The organism is Burkholderia ubonensis, assembly GCF_902833085.1.
Classification (GTDB): domain Bacteria; phylum Pseudomonadota; class Gammaproteobacteria; order Burkholderiales; family Burkholderiaceae; genus Burkholderia; species Burkholderia ubonensis.
Genome location: NZ_CADFEB010000010.1, coordinates 370,105 through 391,058 on the forward strand (window position 1 = coordinate 370,105; position 20,954 = coordinate 391,058).

Here is a 20,954-nt window from a genome sequence, read left to right on the forward strand (position 1 = left end):
CTCAAGACCGGCACCATTGGTCAGATAAAAGGGAAACTATGTCTTCTTACAAGGACCTGCTGGCCCAGCGGGAAAAGCTGGAGAAGCAAATCGAAGAGGCGAAGTCGCGTGAATACGCGGAAGTCCTCAATGACGTGAAGCAGAAAATCGCTGACTACGGCTTTACGCTCGCCGAGCTCGGCCTGAGCCGTGCGAAGGCTGGCAAGGTCGGCCGTCCGCGTGCCGGCGTCGCGGCAAAATACCGCGATCCGGAATCGGGCGCGACGTGGTCGGGCCGCGGCAAGCCGCCGCGCTGGATCGCAGGCAAGAACCGCGAACAGTTTGCAATCTAAACGCCTGTTCGACAGCCTTGCGCTGAAAGGCCGCGTGTCCTTGACCGGAGCGCGGCCTTTTGTTTTGGGTGCCGCCGGTGCCCGCCGGCTGTCACTAAAATGTCACAATCGGTGTGAATGAAAATGCGACCCGTTCGCATAACCGGTTGATTTAAATGAGAAATTTTGGGTTATCGGAATGGCGTGCGACGCGCCTTGGTAGAATTCGATATCGCATCCTCTTATCTCATATTTCATGTCCACCTTTTCCGGCGACGCGCATAGCGGAGAAAAGCACGCGGTTGCGCGCAAGAGCACGCTGGTCAGTATCGTGCTCAATGTCGTGCTGGCGACGTTTCAGATCGTAGTCGGCACGATTGCGCATTCGCAGGCGCTGATTGCTGATGGCATCCATTCAATCTCCGATTTGATCTCGGATTTTGTCGTCCTGGTCGCGAATCGCCACAGTGGCGCAATGCCGGACGCCGATCACAATTACGGGCACAGCCGTTACGAGACGGTGGCGTCGCTGTTTCTCGGCGGGATTCTGATCGCGGTGGGGATCGGCATGCTGTGGCGCGCGGGCGATCGCCTCGTGCATCTCGAGGACATACCGCCCGTGCATTTCAGTGCGCTGATCGTCGCGCTCACCGTGCTGGTGTCGAAGGAGGCGCTGTTCCGCTACATGCTGCGCGAGGCGCAGCGCGTGCGATCGGCCATGCTCGTCGCGAATGCATGGCATGCGCGCTCGGATGCCGCGTCGTCGCTCGTGGTCGCGATCGGCATCGTCGGCAGTCTTGCCGGCGTGCGGCTGCTCGACCCGATCGCTGCCGCGATCGTCGGCTTCATGGTCGCGCGGATGGGCTGGACCTTCGGCTATGACGCGCTGCAGGACCTCTCCGACCGCGCGCTCGACGAGACCGACACCGCGGAGATTCGCGCGCTGCTCGCGGCCACGCCCGGCGTGCGCGACGTGCACGACCTGCGCACGCGCAAGATGGGCGACTCGGCGCTCGTCGATGCGCATATCCTCGTCGATCCGATGATCTCCGTATCGGAAGGGCATTACATCGCGGAGACCGCGCGCGCGCGCGTGCTGTCCGACCGGCGCGTGCTCGACGCGCTGATCCACGTCGATCCGGAGAACGACGCGGCGCGCCGGCCGGCGCTCGCGCTGCCGCCGCGCGGCGAGATCGCGGCCCGGCTCGAGGCCGAGCTCGCGCGGCGCGGCCTGCGCGCCGACACGGTGAATCTCCACTACCTGAGCACGGGGCTCGAGATCGACGTGACGCTCGCGGCCGATCCGCACGCAAGCGCCGATGCCGACGCGGCGCTTGCCGAGCGGCTCGACGTCGGCGCGCTGGCGCGCCAGTTCGGCGCGCGCCGGATCAGTTTCACGCGGGCGGTGCCGGAGCGTCCATAACGGGGACGCGCATCGGTGTCGTCCGGAATCTAGAGCGGCAGCTGCGTATCGAACTTGATCTCGCGCAGCACGACGCTCGTGCGCACCTGCGACACCGCCGGAATCTTGAAGATGCGCTCGTGCAGGAATACGTCGTATGCCTTGATGTCGGGCGCGACGATCTTGAGGATGTAATCGGCTTCGCCGGTCGTGCTGTAGCACTCGGTGACTTCCGGGCAGGTCGCGATCTCGCGCTCGAACTGCTCGACGCCGCCCTCGTTGTGACGGGTCAGGTGCACGTGCGCGAGCGCGCACACGTGCAGGCCGAGCTTTTCGCGATCGAGCAGCGCGGTGTAGCGCTGGATCACGCCGGATTGCTCCATGTCCTTGATGCGGCGCCAGCACGGCGTGCTCGACAGGCCGACCTGGTCGGAGATTTCCTGGACTGAACGGCGCGCGTCGAGCTGCAACAGGCGAAGGATTTTTTGCGAAAAGGAATCGAGCGTCACCTGCGCCTCCATGCGGCAGCTACAACACTCCGAATGTTAGAGGGGCGCGAAAGGAAAGGCAATCCGATGCGCCGCCGCTGAGGGAGATTCGCTAATTTGCGCGTGGGTCCGTAGGATTTTGTCCCGCCGGGCCGTCGTCTGCCGCCGAGTCGGCGGCGGGCGCCCGCGCGGCGAGCGCGGCCTGCTGCACGCGCAGGTCGGCGAGCATGTTGCAGAACAGCGCGCCTTGCTCGATCGCGTCGTCGAGCGCGACGTGCGTGTGCGGGTGGTCGTCGAACCAGTGCTTCGGGAAGCGCGGCTTGATCGCCTTGCGGTACGGCAGGCCCGTCATTGCGAACGCGAGCGTCTTGATGTCGAGCGCCGACCACGAGAACGGGCAGCGGCCGGCAAAGTGCATCATGTACCAGAACATGAACGTGAAATCGAAGCCGGCCGGCATTGCGACGAACACCGGCTTGCCGGGCAGCGCCTCGACCCAGTCGACGTAGGCGACGAGCGCCGCTTCCGGCGCCTGCAGGTCGCGCCGGCACGCGGCCCACGCGTCGGGCTGGGTCTTCCACCATGCGTCCTGCACCGGATGCGGCTGTGCGCCGGGCAGCGTCTCGAGGTTCGCGGAAAACTTCGCGATCAGCTGCTTGTCCTCCGTGTACGCGGCCGACGCGAAGCTCAGCATCGAGTGCGGGCCGGGAATCGGGCCGTCGGCCTCGACGTCGGTGCTGACGTAGATTTCCTGAATCGCCTTCTGGTTCATCCGAACACCTTGTCCGAGACGAACGGATTCGTGCGGCGCTCGTCGCCGAACGTCGAGACCGGGCCGTGGCCGGGCACGAACGTGACGTCGTCGCCGAGCGGCCACAGCTTCTCCTTGATCGAGCGGACGAGGTCGGCGTGATTGCCGCGCGGGAAATCGGTGCGGCCGATCGAGCCCGCGAACAGCACGTCGCCGACGATCGCGAGCCGGTGCGCCCGGCTGAAGAACACGACGTGGCCCGGCGTGTGGCCCGGGCAGTGGTAGACCTCGAGCGTCTCGTCGCCGAACTGCACGGTATCGCCGTCGTTCAGCCAGCGGTCGGGCTCGAACGCGTCCGCGGCCGGGAAGCCGAAGCGCTCGCTCTGCGTCGGCAGCTTCTCGATCCAGAAACGCTCGTCCTCCTGCGGCCCTTCGATCGGCACGCCGTAGCGCGTCGCGAGCGCCTTCGCGCCCGCGCAGTGATCGATGTGCCCGTGCGTGAGCAGCACCTTCTCGACCTGCACGTTCTGGCGGGCGACTTCCTGTTCGATCCGTTCGAGATCGCCGCCGGGATCGACGACGGCGGCGCGGCCGGTCGCCTCGCAGACGAGCAGCGAGCAGTTCTGCTGGAACGGCGTGACCGGGATGAGCGTGACTTTCATGGAAGCACCGGCGGGTTGAAAGGTCCGATTGTACCGGGCGGACACGCGGCCGGTCGGCCGCGCCGCGCGGGCCGCGCGACGCGCGCGCGAGCATGCCGATTGTTACAGCCATAGCGAGAATCAATGGTGCGCCGACGGCGGTTTTCGGGACACGTTTTTGAATTCTGTATAATGGCGCCCATCCTGCGTGAAGTTTACGCAATCCGCTGGTGTTCGAACCCCGATTGACACGGGGTCATGAGCACCGTCAAAGCATCGGCCGCCGGGGAGTCCGGCGGTGAATCCAGCACCGAGTGTTCGGTGCTCACGTCTTGTCCGGCCGGGTGCTGCGCGCCCGCTGCGGCCCTGCTGCCGCGCCGCCGGATGAGGCCTGTGCCGCCGTTCCTGTGCGTTGGCTGTATCGACGCGCGCGAACGTGAAAGCCATGTTCGATGGCGGCATGTGGGGTCTGGTCAGGCTGCCGGGGACAGGTTGCGCCAGACGTGAAAGCTAATCAGGACGGTTGCGGCGAGTACGATAGCCGCGTCCATGCTAGCCGCCTGCTCGTGTTCGAGCGGGGCGTTGCGCGCATTTGCCGTCCGGGCCGCATAGCAATGCTGTGAAGACGCGGCCCGAACCAGAAGGCGACACGTCGATGAATTTTCGATTTCCGAGCCGATTCGGAACTTTGGCTGTATTTTTCGCGCTGACGGGCTGTGCCGTGCCGCCCAGCCAGACGAGCAGCAACACGAACCAGAAGAACGCGGTCAGGACGACCGCCGCCGCAGGCGCGGACAACAGCTCGCAACTGAATTTCGATTCGGCGCTGGCGACGATGCCGGCTGCCGACAGCAAGGAAGCCAAGGGCGCGTCGCTCGCCGATGCGCAGCCGATCGACGGCGCCGACGTATCCGATTTCCGCCAGACCGGCCGGGCGTCGTGGTACGGCAGGGGCTTCCACGGCCGCCGCACCGCGAACGGCGAGCGCTTCAACATGAACGCGTTCACGGCCGCTCACCGGACGCTGCCGCTGTCGTCGTACATCAAGGTGACGAACGCGTCGACCGGCAAGTGGGTCGTCGTGAAGGTCAATGACCGCGGGCCGTTCAAGCGTGGTCGCGTGCTCGACCTGTCGTACGCGGCTGCCAAGCTGATCGGCCTCGTGCATGCCGGCACCGGGCGCGTGAAGATCGAAGGGCTGTCGCCGCAGGAAGCGCGCGTCGCGCGCGACGAAATGCTCGCGTCGATCTCGACCAAGTAACGCGACGGCTCCCGCTTCCACGAGCGGGCCAAACGACAAAGGGCTGCCATCGGCAGCCCTTTGTCGTTTTCGCGGCGCCGCCGCTCAACCGTCCTTCAGCACGAGCGCGCGCGCATACAGCGCGTTGCGCGACGCGCCCGTCAGCGCGGCCGCGAGTTTGGCCGCGCTCTTCACCGGCACCTCTTCCAGCAGCAGCCTGAGCAGCGCGTCGTGCGCGGTGTCGTCGGCCGTACCCTGATCGGCCGGCGCGCCTTCGACGACGAGCACGAACTCGCCGCGCTGCCGGTTCGCGTCCCCTTCGAGCCACGTCAGCCCTTCGGCCAGGGTGCCCTGGAACAGTTGCTCGTGTAGCTTGGTCAGTTCGCGCGCGATCAGCAGCCGGCGCGTGGGGCCGAACGCGTCCGCGAGCGCGGCGACCGTCTCGACGATCCGGTGCGGCGCTTCGTAGAACACGAGCGCATACGGATGCGCGGCGAGCGCCTGCAGTGCGGTGGCGCGCTGCTTCGCCTTCGGCGGCAGGAAACCCGCGAACGTGAACGCGCCGGCCCAGTCGCCGGCGACGCTCACCGCGGTCACGGCCGCGCTCGCGCCCGGCAGCGGAATCACCGCGAAGCCGGCTGCGCGCACCGCGTCGACGAGCCGCGCGCCGGGGTCCGAGATGCCCGGCGTGCCGGCGTCCGACACGTACGCGACGCGTTCGCCCGCGCGCAGGTGCTCGATCACGCGCAGCGCGGCTTCGCGTTCGTTGTGCTCGTGCGCGGCGACGAGCGGCTTCGAGATCCCGTAGCGGGCGAGCAGCTGGCCGGTGTTGCGGGTGTCTTCGGCGGCGATGCGGTCGGCGAGGCCGAGCACGTGGAGCGCGCGCAGCGTGATGTCGGCGGTGTTGCCGATCGGCGTCGCGACGATATAGAGCGCGGCGCTCGGGTAGTGCTGCGAGTGCGCAAGTTCGAGGAGGGCAGTCATGGCGGGCAACGCGCGCGGTCGCGGCGCAAGCGGAACAAGGTCGGCATTGTGCCACGGGGCGCCGGCCGGATCGGCCGGCGGACGCGCGCCGTCGCGCGCGGATGGGCAGCCGGTTGCACGCGCGGACAACTTTTCCGGCGCGGCGCGATCCAAGTCGGTCGGCGCGGCGTTCGAGGCGCGGGCGCGGCAGTTCCTCGAGCGCCGCGGGCTCGTGTTCGTCGCGGCGAACGTGACGATGCGCGGCGGCGAGCTCGATCTCGTGATGCGCGAGCCGGACGGCACGCTGGTGTTCGTCGAGGTGCGCGCGCGGCGCAGCGCCCGGCACGGCGGCGCGGCGGCGAGCGTCGGCTGGCGCAAGCGCGCACGACTCGTCGCGGCGGCCCTGCACTTCTGGACGCGGCACGGCGCAGGCGCGCCGTGCCGTTTCGACGTGGTCGCGTTCGAGGCCGTGCAGCTCGTGTGGCTGCGCGACGCGTTTCGCGCGGACGACGCGTAACGCGAGCTGTGACCAGATGTAAAGAGTTCTGCCGGCCTCCGGGGCGAGGCCGTGGAGTACGGTAAACTCGCCGCACTCACGATGTCGCGCGATGCCCCATCACGCATAGCACCCGATCAGGAATCGATGTCAGTCGAACGTATTCAGCAACATTTCCACGACAGCGCCGCGCTTCACGTCGAAGCCGGCGATGCGCTGTCGCTGCCGATCGCGGCCGCGGTCGATGCGATGTTCGCCGCGCTGGCGAACGGCAACAAGATCGTCGCATGCGGTGATGGCCCGTCGGCCGCCGCCGCGCACTACCTCGCCGTGTCGCTGGTCGGCGGCTTCGAGCGCGAGCGCCCGGGCCTGCCGGCGATCGCGCTCGCCACCGACGCGTCCCATGCCGGCCTGACCGGCGCGCTGGCGCCGGATCAGCTGTTTGCGCAACAGGTGCGCGTGCTCGGCCAGACCGGCGACATTCTGCTCGTGCTGGACTCGACCGGCGCGTCGCCGCGTGTGCTGGCCGCCGTCGACGAGGCGCACGAGCGCGAGATGACGGTGGTCGCGCTCACCGGCGGCAGCAGCCTTGCGCTGGCGGCCGCGCTGTCCGACACCGACATTCCGATCAGCGTGCCGGCCGACCGTGCCGCGCGCATTCACGAAATCCATCTGCTGACCATCCACTGCCTGTGCGACGGCATCGACGCGATGCTGCTGGGTGAGGATTGAACGAAGGAGAGCCGTCGATGAAAAAAAGCCGCGTCCAACAGACGCTCGTCAGAACCACGCTGCTGGCCGCGCTGACGGCCGGTCTCGCCGTGTCGCTACAGGGCTGCGTGCTCGGGGTGGTGGGTGCCGCGGCCGGCGGCGGCGCGCTGATCGCGACCGATCGCCGCACGCTGGGCGCGCAGACGGAAGACCGCGAGATCCAGCTCAAGGCGACGACGCAGATCAACAACGGCCTGCCGGACCAGTCGCACGTGGCCGTGACTGTGTTCAACCGCCGCGTGCTGCTGACGGGCGAGGTGCCGAACGATGCGTCGAAGCAGCGCGCCGAGGAAATCGTGCGCGGCATCAACAACGTGAACGGCATCGTCAACGAGCTGGCGGTCGGGCCGGCCAGCTCGCTGTCGGATCGCGCGAACGACTCGTACCTCGAAGGGCGCGTGAAGACCGCGCTGATCGCGACGAAGGACCTTTCCGCGAACAACTACAAGGTTGTCAGCGAGCGCGGCAACCTGTACCTGATGGGGCTCGTCACGGTCGACGAAGGCAACCGCGGCGCGGAAGTCGCGAGCCAGGTGCCGGGCGTCGAGAAGGTCGTGAAGGTGTTCCAGTACATCAAGCCGCAGGATGCGCAGGCGCTGCAGGCGGCGGCACCCGCGAGCGGCGCGTCCGCGGCGGCTGCGCCGGCTGACGGCGCGACGGTCGGCGCGGTGCCCGATGCGTCGGTGCAGGCGACGCCGCTGCAGTCGCCCGCGCCGATCTCGAATTCGACCAACCTTCATCCGGGCAATCCGAAGGCGGCACCGCAATGAAGCTGAAGCAGTGGATCAAGGGCGCCGCGGCCGCGGCGCTGCTGGCAGGTACGTTCGGCGCGATCGCGCACGCGGACGTCGGCGACGGTCTCAAGGTCGCGCGCGGCAATGCGTGCATGGGCTGCCACGCGGTCGACCGCAAGCTGGTCGGCCCGTCGTTCAAGGACATCGCGGCGCGCTACAAGGGCGATCCGCAGGCGGTCGCGAAGCTGTCGAAGAAGGTGAAGGAGGGCGGCTCCGGCGTGTGGGGCGCGATTCCGATGCCCGCGCATCCGCGCATGAGCGATGCGGACGTCCGCTCGGTCGTCGAATGGGTGCTGGCAGGCGCGCCGTCGAAGTAATTTGACACTATTGCCAAGCGCGCGAAAGCGTGTGTATGATGTTCGCTTGTTGGGGCGGTAGCTCAGCTGGGAGAGCGTCGCGTTCGCAATGCGAAGGTCGGGAGTTCGATCCTCCTCCGCTCCACCAACAGAATCCGAAGGGCTCGATCGCAAGATCGAGCCCTTTTTGTTTGCGCGCCGCCCTGGCGGCACCGGCGCGGCCCGTGTTTGAAATCGGCAACCAAGTGACCTTTCATAGGCAGGTCATGCCCGCGTAACGAAATGTCCGGAACTGTGGAGAGCGGTCACGGCCATTTATTCAATGGATTCGGGTTATCCACTCGATGCTGCCGAAAGCAAGTGCATTGCTGGCGGGACATGGGTGTTTTACAAGGATCACGTTTACATCACGGTCCAAAACTTCCCGGTAACCCGAATCGACATCAAAAGCGAGGCCTCGTTTTATCGCGCGTACTTCGAACCAGGATCGGAGCAATGGAAACGCTGGAGGGAATTTCTTCCCGACGAGCTGAAGAAGGCGCAGGCGAAGCGTACTGCACGGGAAATTGAACTTAGGGCGAAAGGGTATTCGATCGACACGGCGTACAAGCCGCCCCCGTTTGAGGTCGAACTGTTAAAGGAAGCGCGAGAAGGCGGGCGCTGATGACCCGCTGCCGGATTTACCTTGATTCAAAGGGCTCGACGCGAGGTCGAGCCTTTTTGTTTGCGCTGCTCGATGCCGTGCCGTCAGACGCCCCGCCCGAAACTCGGCCTTTTCGGATCATAAGTCCACCCCGGCACGAGGCAGCGCATCGCAACCGCATCGTCGCGCGCCGTGCCGCCGACCTGCCGGTACAGCGCATGCGCGGCCTCCACCTGCGCCATATCGAGCTCGATCCCGAGCCCCGGCCGCTCCGGCACGGCCACCTGCCCGCCGACGATCGCGAGCGGCTCGCGCGTGAGCCGCGCATCGCCTTCCTGCCAGATCCAGTGCGTGTCGATCGCGGTGATCGCGCCCGGCGCGGCGGCGGCCGCATGCGTGAACATCGCGAGCGACACGTCGAAGTGATTGTTCGAGTGCGAGCCCCACGTGAGCCCCCAGTCGCGGCACAGCTGCGCGAGCCGCACCGAGCCCTGCATCGTCCAGAAGTGCGGATCGGCGAGCGGGATGTCGACCGCCTGCAGGCGGATCGCGTGATCCATTTGCCGCCAGTCGGTCGCGATCATGTTGGTCGCGGTCGGAATGCCGGTCGCGCGGCGGAATTCGGCCATCACCTCGCGTCCCGAATACCCGGCTTCCGGGCCGCAAGGGTCTTCCGCATAGGCGAGCAGGCGGCCCTGCCCGCGACACAGCGCGATCGCCTCGTCGAGCGACCACGCGCCGTTCGGGTCGAGCGTCACGCGCGAATCGGGAAAGCGCGCCTTGATCGCGGCAATCGCCCCCATCTCGTCCGCGCCCGCCATCACGCCGCCCTTCAGCTTGAAATCGGCGAAGCCGTAGCGCTCGACCGCGGCCTCGGCCTGCCGCGCGATCGCGGCCGGCGTGAGCGCCGCTTCGTTGCGCAGCCGGAACCACGGGTCCGGCGCGTGCGCTTCGTCGCGATACGGCAGATCCGTGCGGCGACGGTCGCCGACGTAGAACAGGTACGCGAGCATCGGTACCGTGTCGCGCTGCTGGCCTTCGCCGAGCAGCGCCGCGACGGGGACGTCGAGGCACTGGCCGAGCAGGTCGAGCAGCGCGGCCTCGATCGCGGTGATCACGTTGTCCAGCCGCAGGTTGATCTCGTGCGGCTGCCGCAGCACGGCGGCTTCGCCGGCCGACGTCACCTCGTGCCGGATCGCGCGGCCGGCCGCCGGGCTCGCCGCGCCGCCGCCGGACAGCGCCGCGCGCACCGCGTTGAGCGTCGCCTGGTAGCGCCCGATCGGCTGGCCGACCACGAGGCCGGTCATGCGCTCGAGCGCCTGGCGGATTCCTTCGCCGCCCGGCACTTCGCCGACGCCGGTCCGCCCGCTGCTGTCGGCGAGGATCACGAGGTTGCGGGTGAAGAACGGCGCGTGCGCGCCGCACAGGTTCAGCAGCATGCTGTCGCGCCCGGCGACCGGGATCACCTGCATGCGCGTCACCAGCGGGGTGCCCGGCGTCGGGCCGGTGCTGCGGGGTTCGGACATCGCTTCGCTCCTGGTTGGCGCGGGCGGCCGGTCGCGCCGGCGCGAGCCCGCGTCGTTCATTCCAGCTCGACGCGGCGGATCTCGCCGACGACGAACACGTAACAGATCACCGCGACGAGCGCATGCGCGACGACGTAGACGAGCGCGCCGTTGAACGAGCCGCTGCGCTCGACGATGTAGCCGATCGCGATCGGCGTCGTGATGCTCGACAGGTTGCCGCAGGTGTTGAGCAGCGCGCCGCTCAGGCCGGCGATCTGGCGCGGCGCGGTGTCGGCGTTGACGGCCCAGCCGAGCGCGCCGAGCCCCTTGCCGAAGAACGACAGCGCCATGAACAGCACGACGAGCACATGCGATTCGGTGTAGTTGCAGACGATCATCGACATCGACAGCAGCATGCCGATGACGATCGGCACCTTGCGCGCGACCGACAGCGACGCGCCGTGCTTCAGCAGCGCATCGGACACGAGGCCGCCGAGGATGCCGCCGAGGAACCCGCACACCGCCGGGATCGACGCGACGAGCCCGGCGTTGAGGATCGACATGCCGCGCGCCTGCACCAGGTAGACGGGAAACCACGTGATGAAGAAATAGGTCAGCGCGTTGATGCAGTACTGCGCGACGTAGATGCCGATCAGCATCCGGCTTCTCAGCAGCGCTTTCACGTGGCGCAGCTGCGGGCCGCCGTCGCGCCGGCCGGTCGCCTGGTCGATGTTGACGAGCGCGCCGCCGTCGGCGAGATAGTCGAGTTCGGCGCGGTTGATGCGCGGGTGGTCCTTCGGGTCGTACACGATGCGGTTCCACACCGCGACGAACGCGAAGCCGAGCACGCCCATCACCGCGAACACCGACTGCCAGCCGAACGCGTGCACGAGCCAGCCCATCAGCGGCGCGAACACGACGGTCGCCGCATACTGCGCCGCGTTGAAGATCGCCGACGCGGTGCCGCGCTCAGGCGCAGGGAACCACGCGGAGACGATCCGGCTGTTGGCCGGGAACGACGGCGCCTCGGCCGCGCCGACGCAAAAGCGCAGCGCGAACAGCAGCGCGAACGCGGCGCCGCCGCCGAAGAAGCCGATCGCGCCTTGCAGCAGCGTGAACAGCGACCAGAAGAAGATGCTGAATGCGTAGACGATGCGCGACCCGTAGCGATCGAGCAGCCACCCGCCCGGCAACTGCGCAATCACGTACGACCAGCCGAACGCGGAAAAGATGAAGCCGATCTGCACGTGGCTCAGGTGCAGCGCGCGGGCGAGGCTCGGGCCCGCGATCGAGATCGCGGCGCGGTCCGCGTAGTTGATCGTCGTGACCGCGAACAGCGCGGCCAGCACGAGCCAGTGCACGCGGGTGCGCGCGGCCGTCGCCGACGCGGACGCCGGCAACGCGTGAAGCGGATTCATGATGTCTCCTCCGGAACGGAAGGGGGCCGCGGGGCGGCCGGCGCGTCGGGCGCGCTCGATCTCGTGTTGGTGCTGCCGGGTCATTCTTGCATGGCGAAAGTTCCGCTTTCATGCCAATTCATGACTTGATCGATTCAGATTTTGAATCGCCGCGCTATGCCGGTTCGGGCGCCCCGGCCACGTGCTGCACGAGGAACTCGACCGCGGCGCGCACGCCGGGCAGCTGGCCGCGGCGGTGCGGCATCAGCAGCGTCGTGGTCACATGGCCGGCATGCCACGCGGGCAGCACGCGCACGAGTGCGCCCGTTCGCAGCGCGTCGCCGGCGAGCCAGTCCGGCAGGCACGCGATGCCGAGGCCGGCGACGGCCGCCTGCAGCAGCAGCGTCGATTCGTCCGCGTGCAGGCGGGGGCGCGGCGCAATCTCGACGATGTCGCCGCTTTCGCCCCCGCGGCCGATGCGCCACGGGGCGGATTGCAGGCCCGGATACAGGCCGTCGTGCCGCGCGAGCCCGGCCGGCTCGGCCGGTTCGCCGCACCGCGCGAGATAGGCCGGCGACGCGACGAGGATGATCGGCGAAACCGCGAGCGGGCGCTGCACCAGCGCGGAGTCGGGCAGCGGCGCGAAATGGCTGCGCACCGCGATGTCGAAGCCTTCCTGCGCGAGGTCCACGAGCCGGTCACTCGCATGGATCTGGAGCTGCAGCTTCGGATGGGCGGCGGCGAACGCCGGCAGGCAGGGCGCGAGGAAATGCTGCGCGATGGGCACCGAGCTCGTGATGCGGACGACCCCGCGCGGCTCGGCGGCCTGCCGCAGCACCGCGTCCCGCGCGCTCTCCGCCTCGATTACCGCCGCACGGGCGTGCTGGAAGAAGTCGGCGCCGACCGGCGTCAGCCGAAAGCTGCGCGACGTGCGGTGCACGAGCCGCGCGCCGAGCGTGCGCTCGAGCTCGGCGACGCGCTTGCTCACCGTCGACTTGGGCAGGTCGAGCAGGCGGGCGGCCGCGGACATGCTGCCGGCTTCGACCGCCTGCACGAAGAGGTAGAGATCGTTCAGATTCACCGGTCAGCGTCCACAAATAGAAACGACGGGTTTCGATTTTACCGGCTACAGCGGCATCGTTCGAAATGAGAGCATTCGAACTCGTTCAATCACCCGGATATGTCCGATGTCTCCGATCCTTTTCTACGGTGTTCCCGCAGGCTGCTCGTTCGGCTCGATCGTCGCGCTCGAGTGGGCCGGCCGTCCTTACCGGCTCTCTCGCATCACGATGCCCGACCTCGTGACGAGCGACGCGTTCCTCGAGCTCAACCCGATCGCCGAGACACCGGCGTTCATCACCGAGGCCGGCAACGTGCTGACCGAGAGCATGGCGATCCTCGGCCATATCGGCGCGGAAGCCGTCGGCACCGGCCTGGCGTTCCGGCAGGGTACGCATGATTTCGACCGGCTGAACCGGATGCTGGCGTACCTCAACACCACGTTCTTCAGCGCGTTCGGCGCGCTCTGGTACGTGTACGAGCACGCCAGCGAAGGCGCGGAAAAGGAGGTGTTGCAGGCGTATGGCCGCGCTCGCGTGATGAAGGCGCACCGGCAGCTCGAAGCGATGCTCGGCGACGGCCCGTGGCTGCTCGGCCGGCAGCGCACGCTCGCCGATGCGTATTTCGCGGGTCTCGCCCGCTGGGCCGACTATCACCAGGTGTTCGATAGCGCCGCGTTCCCGCGCATCGCCGCGCTGCGCGCGCGGCTCGGCGACGACCCCGGCGTGCAATTTGCCCACGCGATCGAGGACGAGCGCGCGCTGCCGGCCTCGACGGCGTTCGAAGGGCACGTCGCGCTCGATGCCGCGCTTGCGCTCGCCCGGCTCGCGCCGGCGTCCGCGCCGGCCTGACGGCGGGAGCCGTCATCGCGCCCGCAGCGCGTCGACGATATTCATCCGCGCGGCGCGCATCGCCGGCAGGAAGCCGCCGATCAGCCCCATCGCCAGCGAGAACAGCAGCGTCTTCACGACGATGGCCGGGGTGAGCACGAAGCGGAACGACAGGTCCGAGAAGGTCTGGAAATTCGTCGTCGAGAACGACGCGAACTGCATCAGCGCCGCGCAGCCCAGCCCGGCGACGCCGCCGACGAGGCCGAGCAGCAGCGCCTCGAGCAGGAACGCGGCGAGCACGTTCGCGCGCTTGAAGCCGAGCGCGCGCAACGTGCCGATTTCCGCGACCCGGTTGGCCACCGACGCATACATCGTGATCATCGCGCCGATCATCGCCGCGATCGAGAAGATCGACGACAGCGTGATGCCGAGGATGTTGATGAAGGTCGACAGCGCCCGCGACTGGTCGCCGTAGAACGCCTGCTCGCGCTTGGCTTCGTCGGCGAGCCGCGGATCGACGTCGATGTCCGCCTTGAAGCGCGCGAACGCATCGGCCTGCGCGATGCGCACGATCATCGACGAATAGCCGGTGCGCCGGAACGACTGCATCAGCTGGTCGACGTCGCCCCAGATCTCCGAATCGAAGCCGCTGCCGCCGGCGTCGAAGTGGCCGACGACGGTCCAGTCGCGCTGCGCGAAGCGCAGCCGGTCGCCGATCCGCGTGCCGCTGAAGCCTTTCGCGATCGCGCTGCCGACGACGATCTCGGACGATCCGGGGTTGAACATGCGCCCGGCCGCGAGCCGCACGCGGGGGCGCAGCCCGATCCCCGCCGGCGACACGCCGCGGATCACCACGTTCGACGGCTTGCCGGTCGCGGCCTTCACGAGCGAGATGAGCACCACCGCCTCCTTCGACGCCAGCGGCCGGCCGTCGGCGCCGAGCGCGACCGACGGATGCATCTCGATGACGTTGGCCTGCTTGTGGTCGATCGCGCTCTGCACCTCGGTTTCCGCGCCCTTGCGGATCACCACGACGTTGTCCGGCTCGCCGGTCGACACGAGCGTTTTCGTGAGGCCCGCGTCGAGCATCAGCACGGTCGCGAACACGAACACGACGAGCGCCATCCCGCCCGCGGTGAGCACGGCGGTCAGCCGGCGGGCCCACAGGTTGCGCGCGATGTAGGCGAGCGGAATGGCCATCGCGGCGCCTAGCCGATCGCCCGCAGGCCTTCGACGACGCGCACCCGCGCCGCGTGCCACGCCGGCACGAGCGCGGCTGCGACGCCGACCGCGAGCGAGCAGGCGGCCTGCAGCGCGATCGTCTGCGCGGACACGTTGAAGACGGGGAACACGCCGCCGGTCGCCTGCTTGAACAGGTGCGCCGCCGGCGGCATCGCGAGCATGCCGAGGCTGCCGCCGATCGCGGCGATCACGAGCGATTCGCCGAACACGAGCAGCGCGAGGAACCCGGGGCCGAAGCCGAGCGCCTTGAGCGTCGCGTATTCGGTGGTGCGCTCGCGCGCGCTCATCGCCATCGCATTGGCCATCACGGCCATGATGATCACGATCACCACGTAGGACACCACGCGGATCGCCGCGATGATCTGGTTCGACATCGCGACGAAGCCGAGCTGGAACGCCTGCTCGGTTTCGGTGAGGGTCTCGGCGAGCGAGTTCTTGAACACGGCGTCGACGTTGCGGGAGATCGCGGCGGCATCGTCCGGGTCGGCGATCCCGAACACGTACACGCCGACCTGGTCGGCCTGCCGCGGCGTCGTCTTGCGCACCCGCTCGTTCAGGTAGTCCCAGTGGAAGATCAGCTGCCGCGTGATCGTCGATTCGTCCCGCCCGTCGAGGATGCCGCGCACGACGAACTCCCAGGTGCCGGGGTAGATCGTGCCCTTGATCGGGATCACGTCGCCGACCTTGAAGCCGAACTGGTTCGCGAGCTGCCGCCCGATCAGGCAGCCCTTGCGGTCGCGCTGGTAGTCGGCGCGCTGCTGCGCGCTCAGGATGAACTCCGGATACAGGTCGAGATAGTTGTCCGACACGGCGAACTGCGCGAAGAAGTTCTTCGGCTCCCGGTAGATGCCGCCGAACCAGTTGGAGCGGGCGACGATCGTCACGCCGTCGACGCCGCGTATCCGGTTCTCATAGCTCACCGGCAGCGGAAACACGAGCGAGATCGCGTTGCGCGTGACGAGCCGCGCGTTGGACGCCGCGGCGGCGCCCGCGTACCACGCGTCGACGACCGTGTGCAGCAGGCCGTACGCCAGCACCGCGACGGTCAGGCCGAACACGGTCAGCAGCGTGCGCAGCTTGTGCCGCAGCGCGTTGCGCACGATCAGCTTCAGCACGTACATCGTGCGACTCCGCGAGCGCGCTCAGCGGGCCCGGCCATTGGTCAGCTCCCCTTTTTCCAGATGCACGAGCGCCTTCGCCGCGCCGGCCGCATGCGCGTCGTGGGTCACCATGATGATGGTCTTGCCGAGCTCGGCGTTCAGGCGCTGCATCAGCGCCAGCACTTCGGTCGCGGACGCGCGGTCGAGATCGCCGGTCGGCTCGTCGGCGACGATCAGCGCGGGATCGGTGATCAGCGCGCGCGCGATCGCGACGCGCTGCTGCTGGCCGCCGGACAGCTCCGACGGGTAATGGTCCATCCGGTCCGCGAGGCTCACCATGTCCAGCACCAGCTCGACGCGCTCGCGCCGCTCCCGGCGCGGCAGGCGTGTGAGCATCAGCGGCAGCTCGACGTTCTCGAACGCGGTGAGCACCGGCATCAGGTTGTAGAACTGGAAGATGAAGCCGACGTGGGCGGCGCGCCAGTCGGCCAGCGCCGCTTCCGCCAGCCGCGTGATGTCGAGGCCGCCGACGCGCAGCTCGCCGCTGTCGGGCCGGTCGATGCCGGCGACCAGGTTGAGCAGCGTGCTCTTGCCGGAGCCCGACGGCCCCATCAGCGCGACGAAATCGCCTTCGCCGATGTCGAGCGTGATGTCGGTCAGCACCGGCACGGTCTGCACCCCGCGCCGGTACGACTTCGCGACGTGGCTGATCTCGACGAGCGGGGCGGGCAGGGCGGGCGGCGCGGTATTCACGCTATTTCTTCGCGACGGTCACCTTCGCGCCGTCCTTGAGCTTCGCGCCCGGCGCCAGCACGAGCGTGTCGCCCGGGTGCACGCCGCGGACCGCGACGAGTTCGCCGATCCGCGCGCCGGTCGTCACGGCCGCCTCGCGCACGGCGTCGTCCTTCACGACGAACACCACGTTGCGGCCGTCGCGCTCGGCGACTGCGCCGGCCTGCACCGCCGTCACGGGCTGCTTGTCCTGCGCCGATACGGGCTTCGACAGGAACGCGATCTTCGCGCTCATGTCCGGCAGCACGCGCTCGTCGCGCTCGACGAAGCGCACCTTGACCAGCACGGTCGCCTTCGAGCGGTCCACCGTCGGCACGATGCGCGACACGCGGCCGGCGAAGCGCTGGTCCGGCAGCGCATCGAGCAGGATCTCGCACGGCTGGTCGACGCGGATCCGCGCGATGTTCGATTCCGCGACGTCAGCCTCGACTTCGAGCGTGGCCATGTCGGCGATCGTCACGACCGCGCCCTTGCTGTCCGACGCGGACGAGAACGGCGTGATGTTGTCGCCGACGTTCGCGTGCTTTTCGAGCACGACGCCGTCGAACGGCGCGCGGATCGCGGTCTGGTCGACCGCGACCTGCGCGGCCTGCGCGTTGGCCTCGGCCGACGCGATCGCGGCCCGGCTGCTGTTGACGGAGGCCCGCGCCTTGTTGACGCGCGCGAGATCGGTGTCGTACTGCGCCGCCGGCACCGCGCCCTTCGGCGCGAGGATTTCGGTGCGATGGAACGCAATGTCGGCGTCCTTCAGTTCGGCCTGCTGCAGCGCCAGGTTGGCTTGCGCGACCTTGACCTGCGCCAGCGCCTGCCCGAGCGCGGCCGCGACGTCGCGGCTCTCGAGGCGCGCGATCACCTCGCCTTCCTTCACCCGCGTGCCTTCGAGCACGCCGAGCCATTCGACACGGCCCTGGGCCTTCGACGCGACCGCGGCCTTGCGCTGCGGCACGACGTAGCCGGTCGCGTTGAGCAGCGTGTCGTTCTGGAACGGATAGGCGGAGGTCACGGTCGTCGTCTCGACCGTCTGCCGGCCGGTCAGCGCGAACCACGCGCCGATGGCGACGGCGATGACGAGCGCGATGGCCGCATGGCGGCGCCAGGGGTGCCGTCGCTGCGCGGCCGCGGTGAGCGACGGCCGGTCGATTTTCAACCTGTCCAGATTGTGATCGGGCAATTGGGAGCGCCTCGTGGCGGTCGCGGGCCGGTTTCGGGGAAGGGACGCAAGCCAGGCCAAGTATAGCGTCGTATCGGCGGCGGGCGACGGGCGCTTCCTGCGCGGCGATGCGGTGCGTCAGGGAAAGCCCGGATGCCGCAGGCGACCTGTCAACTCGCCGCGACGACGGCGCGTTATGCAGCCAGTGCGTCAGTATTCGTCGCGCGGGGAAGGCGAAGGCCGTCCCGGCCGCGGCTGGCGTTCCGATGCGGATGCCTCGCATCTTTTCATACCGGTTCGTTTGATTTTTTTTCCCAGACAGAGGAAGAACAATGAAGAAGACGCTCGCTTCGATCATGACCGCGGCATTCGCACTCGCATCGGTTTCGGCATTCGCACAGGCTTCGGCGCCGGCTGCCGAAGCGCCGGCCGCCGCATCGGCGCCGATGAAGAAGGATCACACCAAGCCGAAGCACCAGCTGAAGCAGCACGGCTCGGCGAAGGGCAAGGCGAAGGCCGCGGCGGCATCGGCCGCCGGCACGGACGACAAGGGCATGCAAAACTAAGTCGCGCCCGGGGCCGGTCTTCCGGCCGCCAATTGCAAGCAACCCGGCAACCCCGCATGTTCCCGCATGCGGGGTTGTGTTTTTTCAGGCCCCGGGCGCAACCGTGCGCATCGCGTCGACGACCGTGCGCATGCGCCGCCAGTGCGAGCCTTCCCAGAACACGCGCTGGCACACGTCGCAGGCGGCGAAGCGGCGGTGGCGCTGCCGCACGCCGTCCGGCACGCGCTGGGCCGCGTCTTCGGCGCTCAACGGATGCAGCGGCGCGTTGCAGCGCAGGCACAGGCGGAACGGCCGCATGTGCGGCGCCAGGTCGAGCCGCGCGAACAGCTCGCGCAGCTGCGCGGCCGGCTGCAGCGCATGCAGGTAGCAGCCGCGCGCGACCGCGCGCCGCTTGAGCAGCTCGCGGTCGCGGGTGAGGACGATGCGGCCGTCCCGTGCGGCGAGCACGGCGATTTCTTCGTCGCTGAAATGATTGTCGTAGCAGGTGTCGAAGCCGGCGAGGCGCAGCAGTTGCGCGAGGCCGCCGAGGTGCGCGTCGGCGACGAAGCGCCAGTCCGGCGGCGCCGGCGCGCAAGCGCCGTCCGCCGGTTGCGGCGCGCGCTCCGGGTAGACGTCGACGCGGTCGCCGTCCGCGAGCCGCCGGTCGAACGGCGCCGGCGCGCCGTTCACGCACAGCCGCCCGACTTCCGTATGCGGCACGCCGAGCGCCTCGACCATGTGCTTGACGCTTGCTTCGCTGCCGCACGCGCGGGCGAACGCGCGGTCGCGCAGCGTTCGCGCAAGGAACGCGTTCAGTTCGCCGTGGAAACGGAAGGTCGCGGTCGCCATGCGCGCAGTATCGCATCGTGCGGGCGGCGGCGCTGCCTGCAGGTTGCACGCGATTGTGTTTAACTCGCGGCTTCACTTGTCGAAGGAGCGGGCGATGGATCTCGGATTTATCGGGCTGGGCGAAATGGGGCAGGCGATCGCGACGAACCTGCTGAAGGCGGGGCACCAGGTGCGGGTCTGGAACCGTTCGCGCGAGCGGACCGAGCCGCTCGTCGCGCTCGGCGCGCAGGCGGTCGACACGCCGGCCGACGCGTTTCGCGGCGACGCCGTGTTCTCGATGCTCGCCGACGATGCCGCCGCGCGCGGGGTGTTCGACGACGCGCTGCTCGCGCAGGCGCCGCGCGGCCTGATTCACGTCAACATGGCGACGATTTCCGTCGCGCTCGCCGAGTCGCTCGCGCACGCGCATGCGTCGCGCGGCCTCGATTACGTCGCGGCGCCCGTGATGGGGCGGCCGGACGTCGCGGCGGCGGCGCGCCTGACGATCATGGCGGCCGGCCCGGCGGAAGCGATCGACCGGATGCAGCCGCTGTTCGACGCGATCGGCCAGAAGACCTGGCGGCTCGGCTCGCTGCCGCAGCATGCGAACGTCGCGAAGCTCGCCGCGAATTTCACGCTGGCGTCGGCGATCGAAACGCTCGGCGAGGCGTCCGCGCTGCTCGCCGGACACGGCGTCGCGATGCGCGATTTCCTCGACGTAATTACCCACAGCGTGTTTCCGGGGCCCGTGTACGAAGGCTACGGCGCGATGATCGCCGAGCGGCGCTACGAGCCGGCGCGCTTCAAGGCGCGCCTCGGCCTGAAGGACGTCCGGCTCGCGCTCGAGGCGGGCGACGCGGTGTCGGTGCCGCTGCCGGTCGCGAGCCTCGTGCGCGACAACCTGCTCGATGCGCTCGCGCACGGCGGCGGCGAGCTGGACTTCGCGGTGCTCGGCGAGGTCGCGTCGCGCCGAGCGGGCCGCTGAAGCGGGCGGGCGGCGCGGGACAAACCCGTGCCGCAGGCGGCATAATCGTCGTTTCGTTTTCCTTCACGCAGAGGCGGCAATGAGCTTGCATACGTGGTGGCTTTTCGTGGCGACGGTGTTCGTCGTGTCGGCGATTCCCGGTCCGAACATGTTGCTCGTGATGACGCACGGCGCGCGGCATGGCCTGCGGCGCTCGTCGGCGACGATGGCCGGTTGCCTGAGCGCGCTGGTGCTGATGCTGTCGGTGTCGGCCGCCGGGCTCGGCGTGTTCCTCGAGGCGTGGCCGGCGATGTTCAACGCGCTGCGCTACGCGGGCGCGGCCTACCTGGTCTACCTCGGCGTGAAGGCGTGGCGCGCGCGCGTCGATGCCGGCACGCCGGGCGACGACGTCGAGCCGGTGGCCCGCCAGGCCGCGCGGGCATCGCGCTGGGTGCTGTTCCGCAACGGCTTTTTGGTCGCGGGCAGCAACCCGAAGGCGATCCTGTTCGCCGCCGCGCTGCTGCCGCAGTTCATCAACGCGTCCGAGCCGACGCTGCCGCAGTTCGGCGTGCTGGTCGCCACGTTCGCGGTGATCGAGGTGAGCTGGTATCTCGTCTATGCGTCGTTCGGCACGCGCATCGGCGCGACGCTGAAGAGCCAGAACGTCGCGAAGGCGTTCAACCGGCTGACCGGCGGCCTGTTCGTCGGCTTCGGCGCGATGATGGCGCTGGTGCGGCACTGATTCC

The 20,954-nt window shown here is 68.7% G+C and carries 24 protein-coding genes and 1 tRNA gene; 13 read left to right on the forward strand and 12 right to left on the reverse strand.

Translation table 11 applies throughout. From position 1 onward, the window contains the following. The first annotated feature begins 38 nt into the window (after window positions 1-38). On the forward strand, window positions 39-332 hold the full coding sequence (locus HWX31_RS27990; protein ID WP_010092987.1) for an H-NS histone family protein: 294 nt from the start codon (window positions 39-41) through the stop codon (window positions 330-332). Window positions 333-567: 235 nt separating this feature from the next. Then, entirely contained in the window at window positions 568-1,734 is a 1,167-nt protein-coding gene (locus HWX31_RS27995) for a cation diffusion facilitator family transporter (protein WP_174964678.1), read from the forward strand. A gap of 29 nt (window positions 1,735-1,763) precedes the next feature. On the opposite strand, the gene HWX31_RS28000 is transcribed toward HWX31_RS27995, so the two are convergent. The 3 genes from HWX31_RS28000 to HWX31_RS28010 form a co-directional block, all read right to left on the reverse strand. Beyond that, a complete protein-coding gene (locus HWX31_RS28000) occupies window positions 1,764-2,234 on the reverse strand; it encodes an Lrp/AsnC family transcriptional regulator (protein WP_006477376.1) in 471 nt (156 codons plus the stop codon). A 79-nt stretch (window positions 2,235-2,313) separates the two neighbouring features. Then, entirely contained in the window at window positions 2,314-2,973 is a 660-nt protein-coding gene (locus HWX31_RS28005) for a 3'-5' exonuclease family protein (protein ID WP_174964677.1), read from the reverse strand. Then, window positions 2,970-3,614, reverse strand: a complete 645-nt coding sequence (locus tag HWX31_RS28010) for an MBL fold metallo-hydrolase (RefSeq protein ID WP_059490028.1) — start codon at window positions 3,612-3,614, stop codon at window positions 2,970-2,972. The genes HWX31_RS28005 and HWX31_RS28010 overlap by 4 nt, the downstream gene beginning before the upstream one ends. Before the next feature lie 634 nt (window positions 3,615-4,248). On the opposite strand from HWX31_RS28010, the gene HWX31_RS28015 reads away from it, so the two are divergent. Beyond that, complete coding sequence (locus HWX31_RS28015) at window positions 4,249-4,854, forward strand: septal ring lytic transglycosylase RlpA family protein (protein ID WP_059609541.1); 606 nt, start codon at window positions 4,249-4,251, stop codon at window positions 4,852-4,854. A gap of 84 nt (window positions 4,855-4,938) precedes the next feature. Here the strand turns inward: HWX31_RS28015 and rsmI are convergent, their stop codons facing one another. Further along, on the reverse strand, window positions 4,939-5,817 hold the full coding sequence (rsmI, locus tag HWX31_RS28020) for a 16S rRNA (cytidine(1402)-2'-O)-methyltransferase (RefSeq protein WP_174964676.1): 879 nt from the start codon (window positions 5,815-5,817) through the stop codon (window positions 4,939-4,941). A gap of 46 nt (window positions 5,818-5,863) precedes the next feature. Between rsmI and HWX31_RS28025 the strand changes: the two genes are divergently transcribed. From HWX31_RS28025 to HWX31_RS28050, 6 genes are all read left to right on the forward strand, one after another. Further along, on the forward strand, window positions 5,864-6,313 hold the full coding sequence (locus HWX31_RS28025; RefSeq protein WP_415493185.1) for a YraN family protein: 450 nt from the start codon (window positions 5,864-5,866) through the stop codon (window positions 6,311-6,313). 126 nt (window positions 6,314-6,439) lie between these two features. Beyond that, entirely contained in the window at window positions 6,440-7,024 is a 585-nt protein-coding gene (locus HWX31_RS28030; protein WP_174964674.1) for an SIS domain-containing protein, read from the forward strand. 17 nt (window positions 7,025-7,041) lie between these two features. Continuing rightward, complete coding sequence (locus HWX31_RS28035; protein WP_059655286.1) at window positions 7,042-7,833, forward strand: BON domain-containing protein; 792 nt, start codon at window positions 7,042-7,044, stop codon at window positions 7,831-7,833. Beyond that, entirely contained in the window at window positions 7,830-8,174 is a 345-nt protein-coding gene (locus HWX31_RS28040; RefSeq protein WP_059530573.1) for a c-type cytochrome, read from the forward strand. Before HWX31_RS28035 ends, HWX31_RS28040 begins: the two co-directional genes overlap by 4 nt. Window positions 8,175-8,225: 51 nt before the next feature. Next, a tRNA-Ala gene (locus HWX31_RS28045) sits at window positions 8,226-8,301 on the forward strand. A gap of 174 nt (window positions 8,302-8,475) precedes the next feature. Beyond that, window positions 8,476-8,817 (forward strand): hypothetical protein, encoded by a 342-nt coding sequence (locus HWX31_RS28050; RefSeq protein WP_174964673.1) that lies wholly within the window; start codon window positions 8,476-8,478, stop codon window positions 8,815-8,817. 83 nt (window positions 8,818-8,900) lie between these two features. On the opposite strand, the gene HWX31_RS28055 is transcribed toward HWX31_RS28050, so the two are convergent. From HWX31_RS28055 to HWX31_RS28065, 3 genes are all read right to left on the reverse strand, one after another. Continuing rightward, on the reverse strand, window positions 8,901-10,322 hold the full coding sequence (locus HWX31_RS28055) for an enolase C-terminal domain-like protein (protein ID WP_174964672.1): 1,422 nt from the start codon (window positions 10,320-10,322) through the stop codon (window positions 8,901-8,903). A 56-nt stretch (window positions 10,323-10,378) separates the two neighbouring features. After that, complete coding sequence (locus HWX31_RS28060; RefSeq protein WP_174964671.1) at window positions 10,379-11,719, reverse strand: MFS transporter; 1,341 nt, start codon at window positions 11,717-11,719, stop codon at window positions 10,379-10,381. 154 nt (window positions 11,720-11,873) lie between these two features. Further along, entirely contained in the window at window positions 11,874-12,779 is a 906-nt protein-coding gene (locus tag HWX31_RS28065) for a LysR substrate-binding domain-containing protein (RefSeq protein WP_174964670.1), read from the reverse strand. A gap of 106 nt (window positions 12,780-12,885) precedes the next feature. On the opposite strand from HWX31_RS28065, the gene HWX31_RS28070 reads away from it, so the two are divergent. Further along, a complete protein-coding gene (locus HWX31_RS28070; RefSeq protein ID WP_174964669.1) occupies window positions 12,886-13,608 on the forward strand; it encodes a glutathione S-transferase family protein in 723 nt (240 codons plus the stop codon). Window positions 13,609-13,620: 12 nt separating this feature from the next. Here the strand turns inward: HWX31_RS28070 and HWX31_RS28075 are convergent, their stop codons facing one another. The 4 genes from HWX31_RS28075 to HWX31_RS28090 are packed head-to-tail and all read right to left on the reverse strand — an operon-like array spanning window position 13,621 to window position 17,892. Beyond that, complete coding sequence (locus tag HWX31_RS28075; RefSeq protein ID WP_059614843.1) at window positions 13,621-14,787, reverse strand: ABC transporter permease; 1,167 nt, start codon at window positions 14,785-14,787, stop codon at window positions 13,621-13,623. A gap of 8 nt (window positions 14,788-14,795) precedes the next feature. Beyond that, window positions 14,796-15,950, reverse strand: coding sequence for an ABC transporter permease (locus HWX31_RS28080; protein ID WP_059631649.1), 1,155 nt, complete (start codon window positions 15,948-15,950; stop codon window positions 14,796-14,798). Between the two features lie 21 nt (window positions 15,951-15,971). After that, window positions 15,972-16,682: an ABC transporter ATP-binding protein gene (locus HWX31_RS28085; protein WP_059775942.1), complete on the reverse strand. Its 711-nt coding sequence runs from the start codon at window positions 16,680-16,682 to the stop codon at window positions 15,972-15,974. Window position 16,683: 1 nt separating this feature from the next. Next, window positions 16,684-17,892 carry an efflux RND transporter periplasmic adaptor subunit gene (locus HWX31_RS28090; RefSeq protein WP_174964668.1) on the reverse strand — a complete coding sequence of 403 codons (1,209 nt, stop codon included), beginning with the start codon at window positions 17,890-17,892 and terminating at the stop codon, window positions 16,684-16,686. Window positions 17,893-18,203: 311 nt separating this feature from the next. Here HWX31_RS28090 and HWX31_RS28095 point away from each other — a divergent pair, with 311 nt between their 5' ends. Continuing rightward, window positions 18,204-18,437 carry a hypothetical protein gene (locus HWX31_RS28095; RefSeq protein WP_010097315.1) on the forward strand — a complete coding sequence of 78 codons (234 nt, stop codon included), beginning with the start codon at window positions 18,204-18,206 and terminating at the stop codon, window positions 18,435-18,437. Between the two features lie 84 nt (window positions 18,438-18,521). On the opposite strand, the gene HWX31_RS28100 is transcribed toward HWX31_RS28095, so the two are convergent. Then, entirely contained in the window at window positions 18,522-19,265 is a 744-nt protein-coding gene (locus HWX31_RS28100) for a Mut7-C RNAse domain-containing protein (protein WP_174964667.1), read from the reverse strand. Between HWX31_RS28100 and HWX31_RS28105 the strand changes: the two genes are divergently transcribed. Both HWX31_RS28105 and HWX31_RS28110 read left to right on the forward strand, forming a co-directional pair. Then, entirely contained in the window at window positions 19,264-20,229 is a 966-nt protein-coding gene (locus HWX31_RS28105; RefSeq protein ID WP_269764390.1) for an NAD(P)-dependent oxidoreductase, read from the forward strand. The genes HWX31_RS28100 and HWX31_RS28105 overlap by 2 nt on opposite strands. Before the next feature lie 79 nt (window positions 20,230-20,308). After that, window positions 20,309-20,950 (forward strand): LysE family translocator, encoded by a 642-nt coding sequence (locus HWX31_RS28110; RefSeq protein WP_174964666.1) that lies wholly within the window; start codon window positions 20,309-20,311, stop codon window positions 20,948-20,950. The last annotated feature ends 4 nt before the right edge of the window (window positions 20,951-20,954 follow it).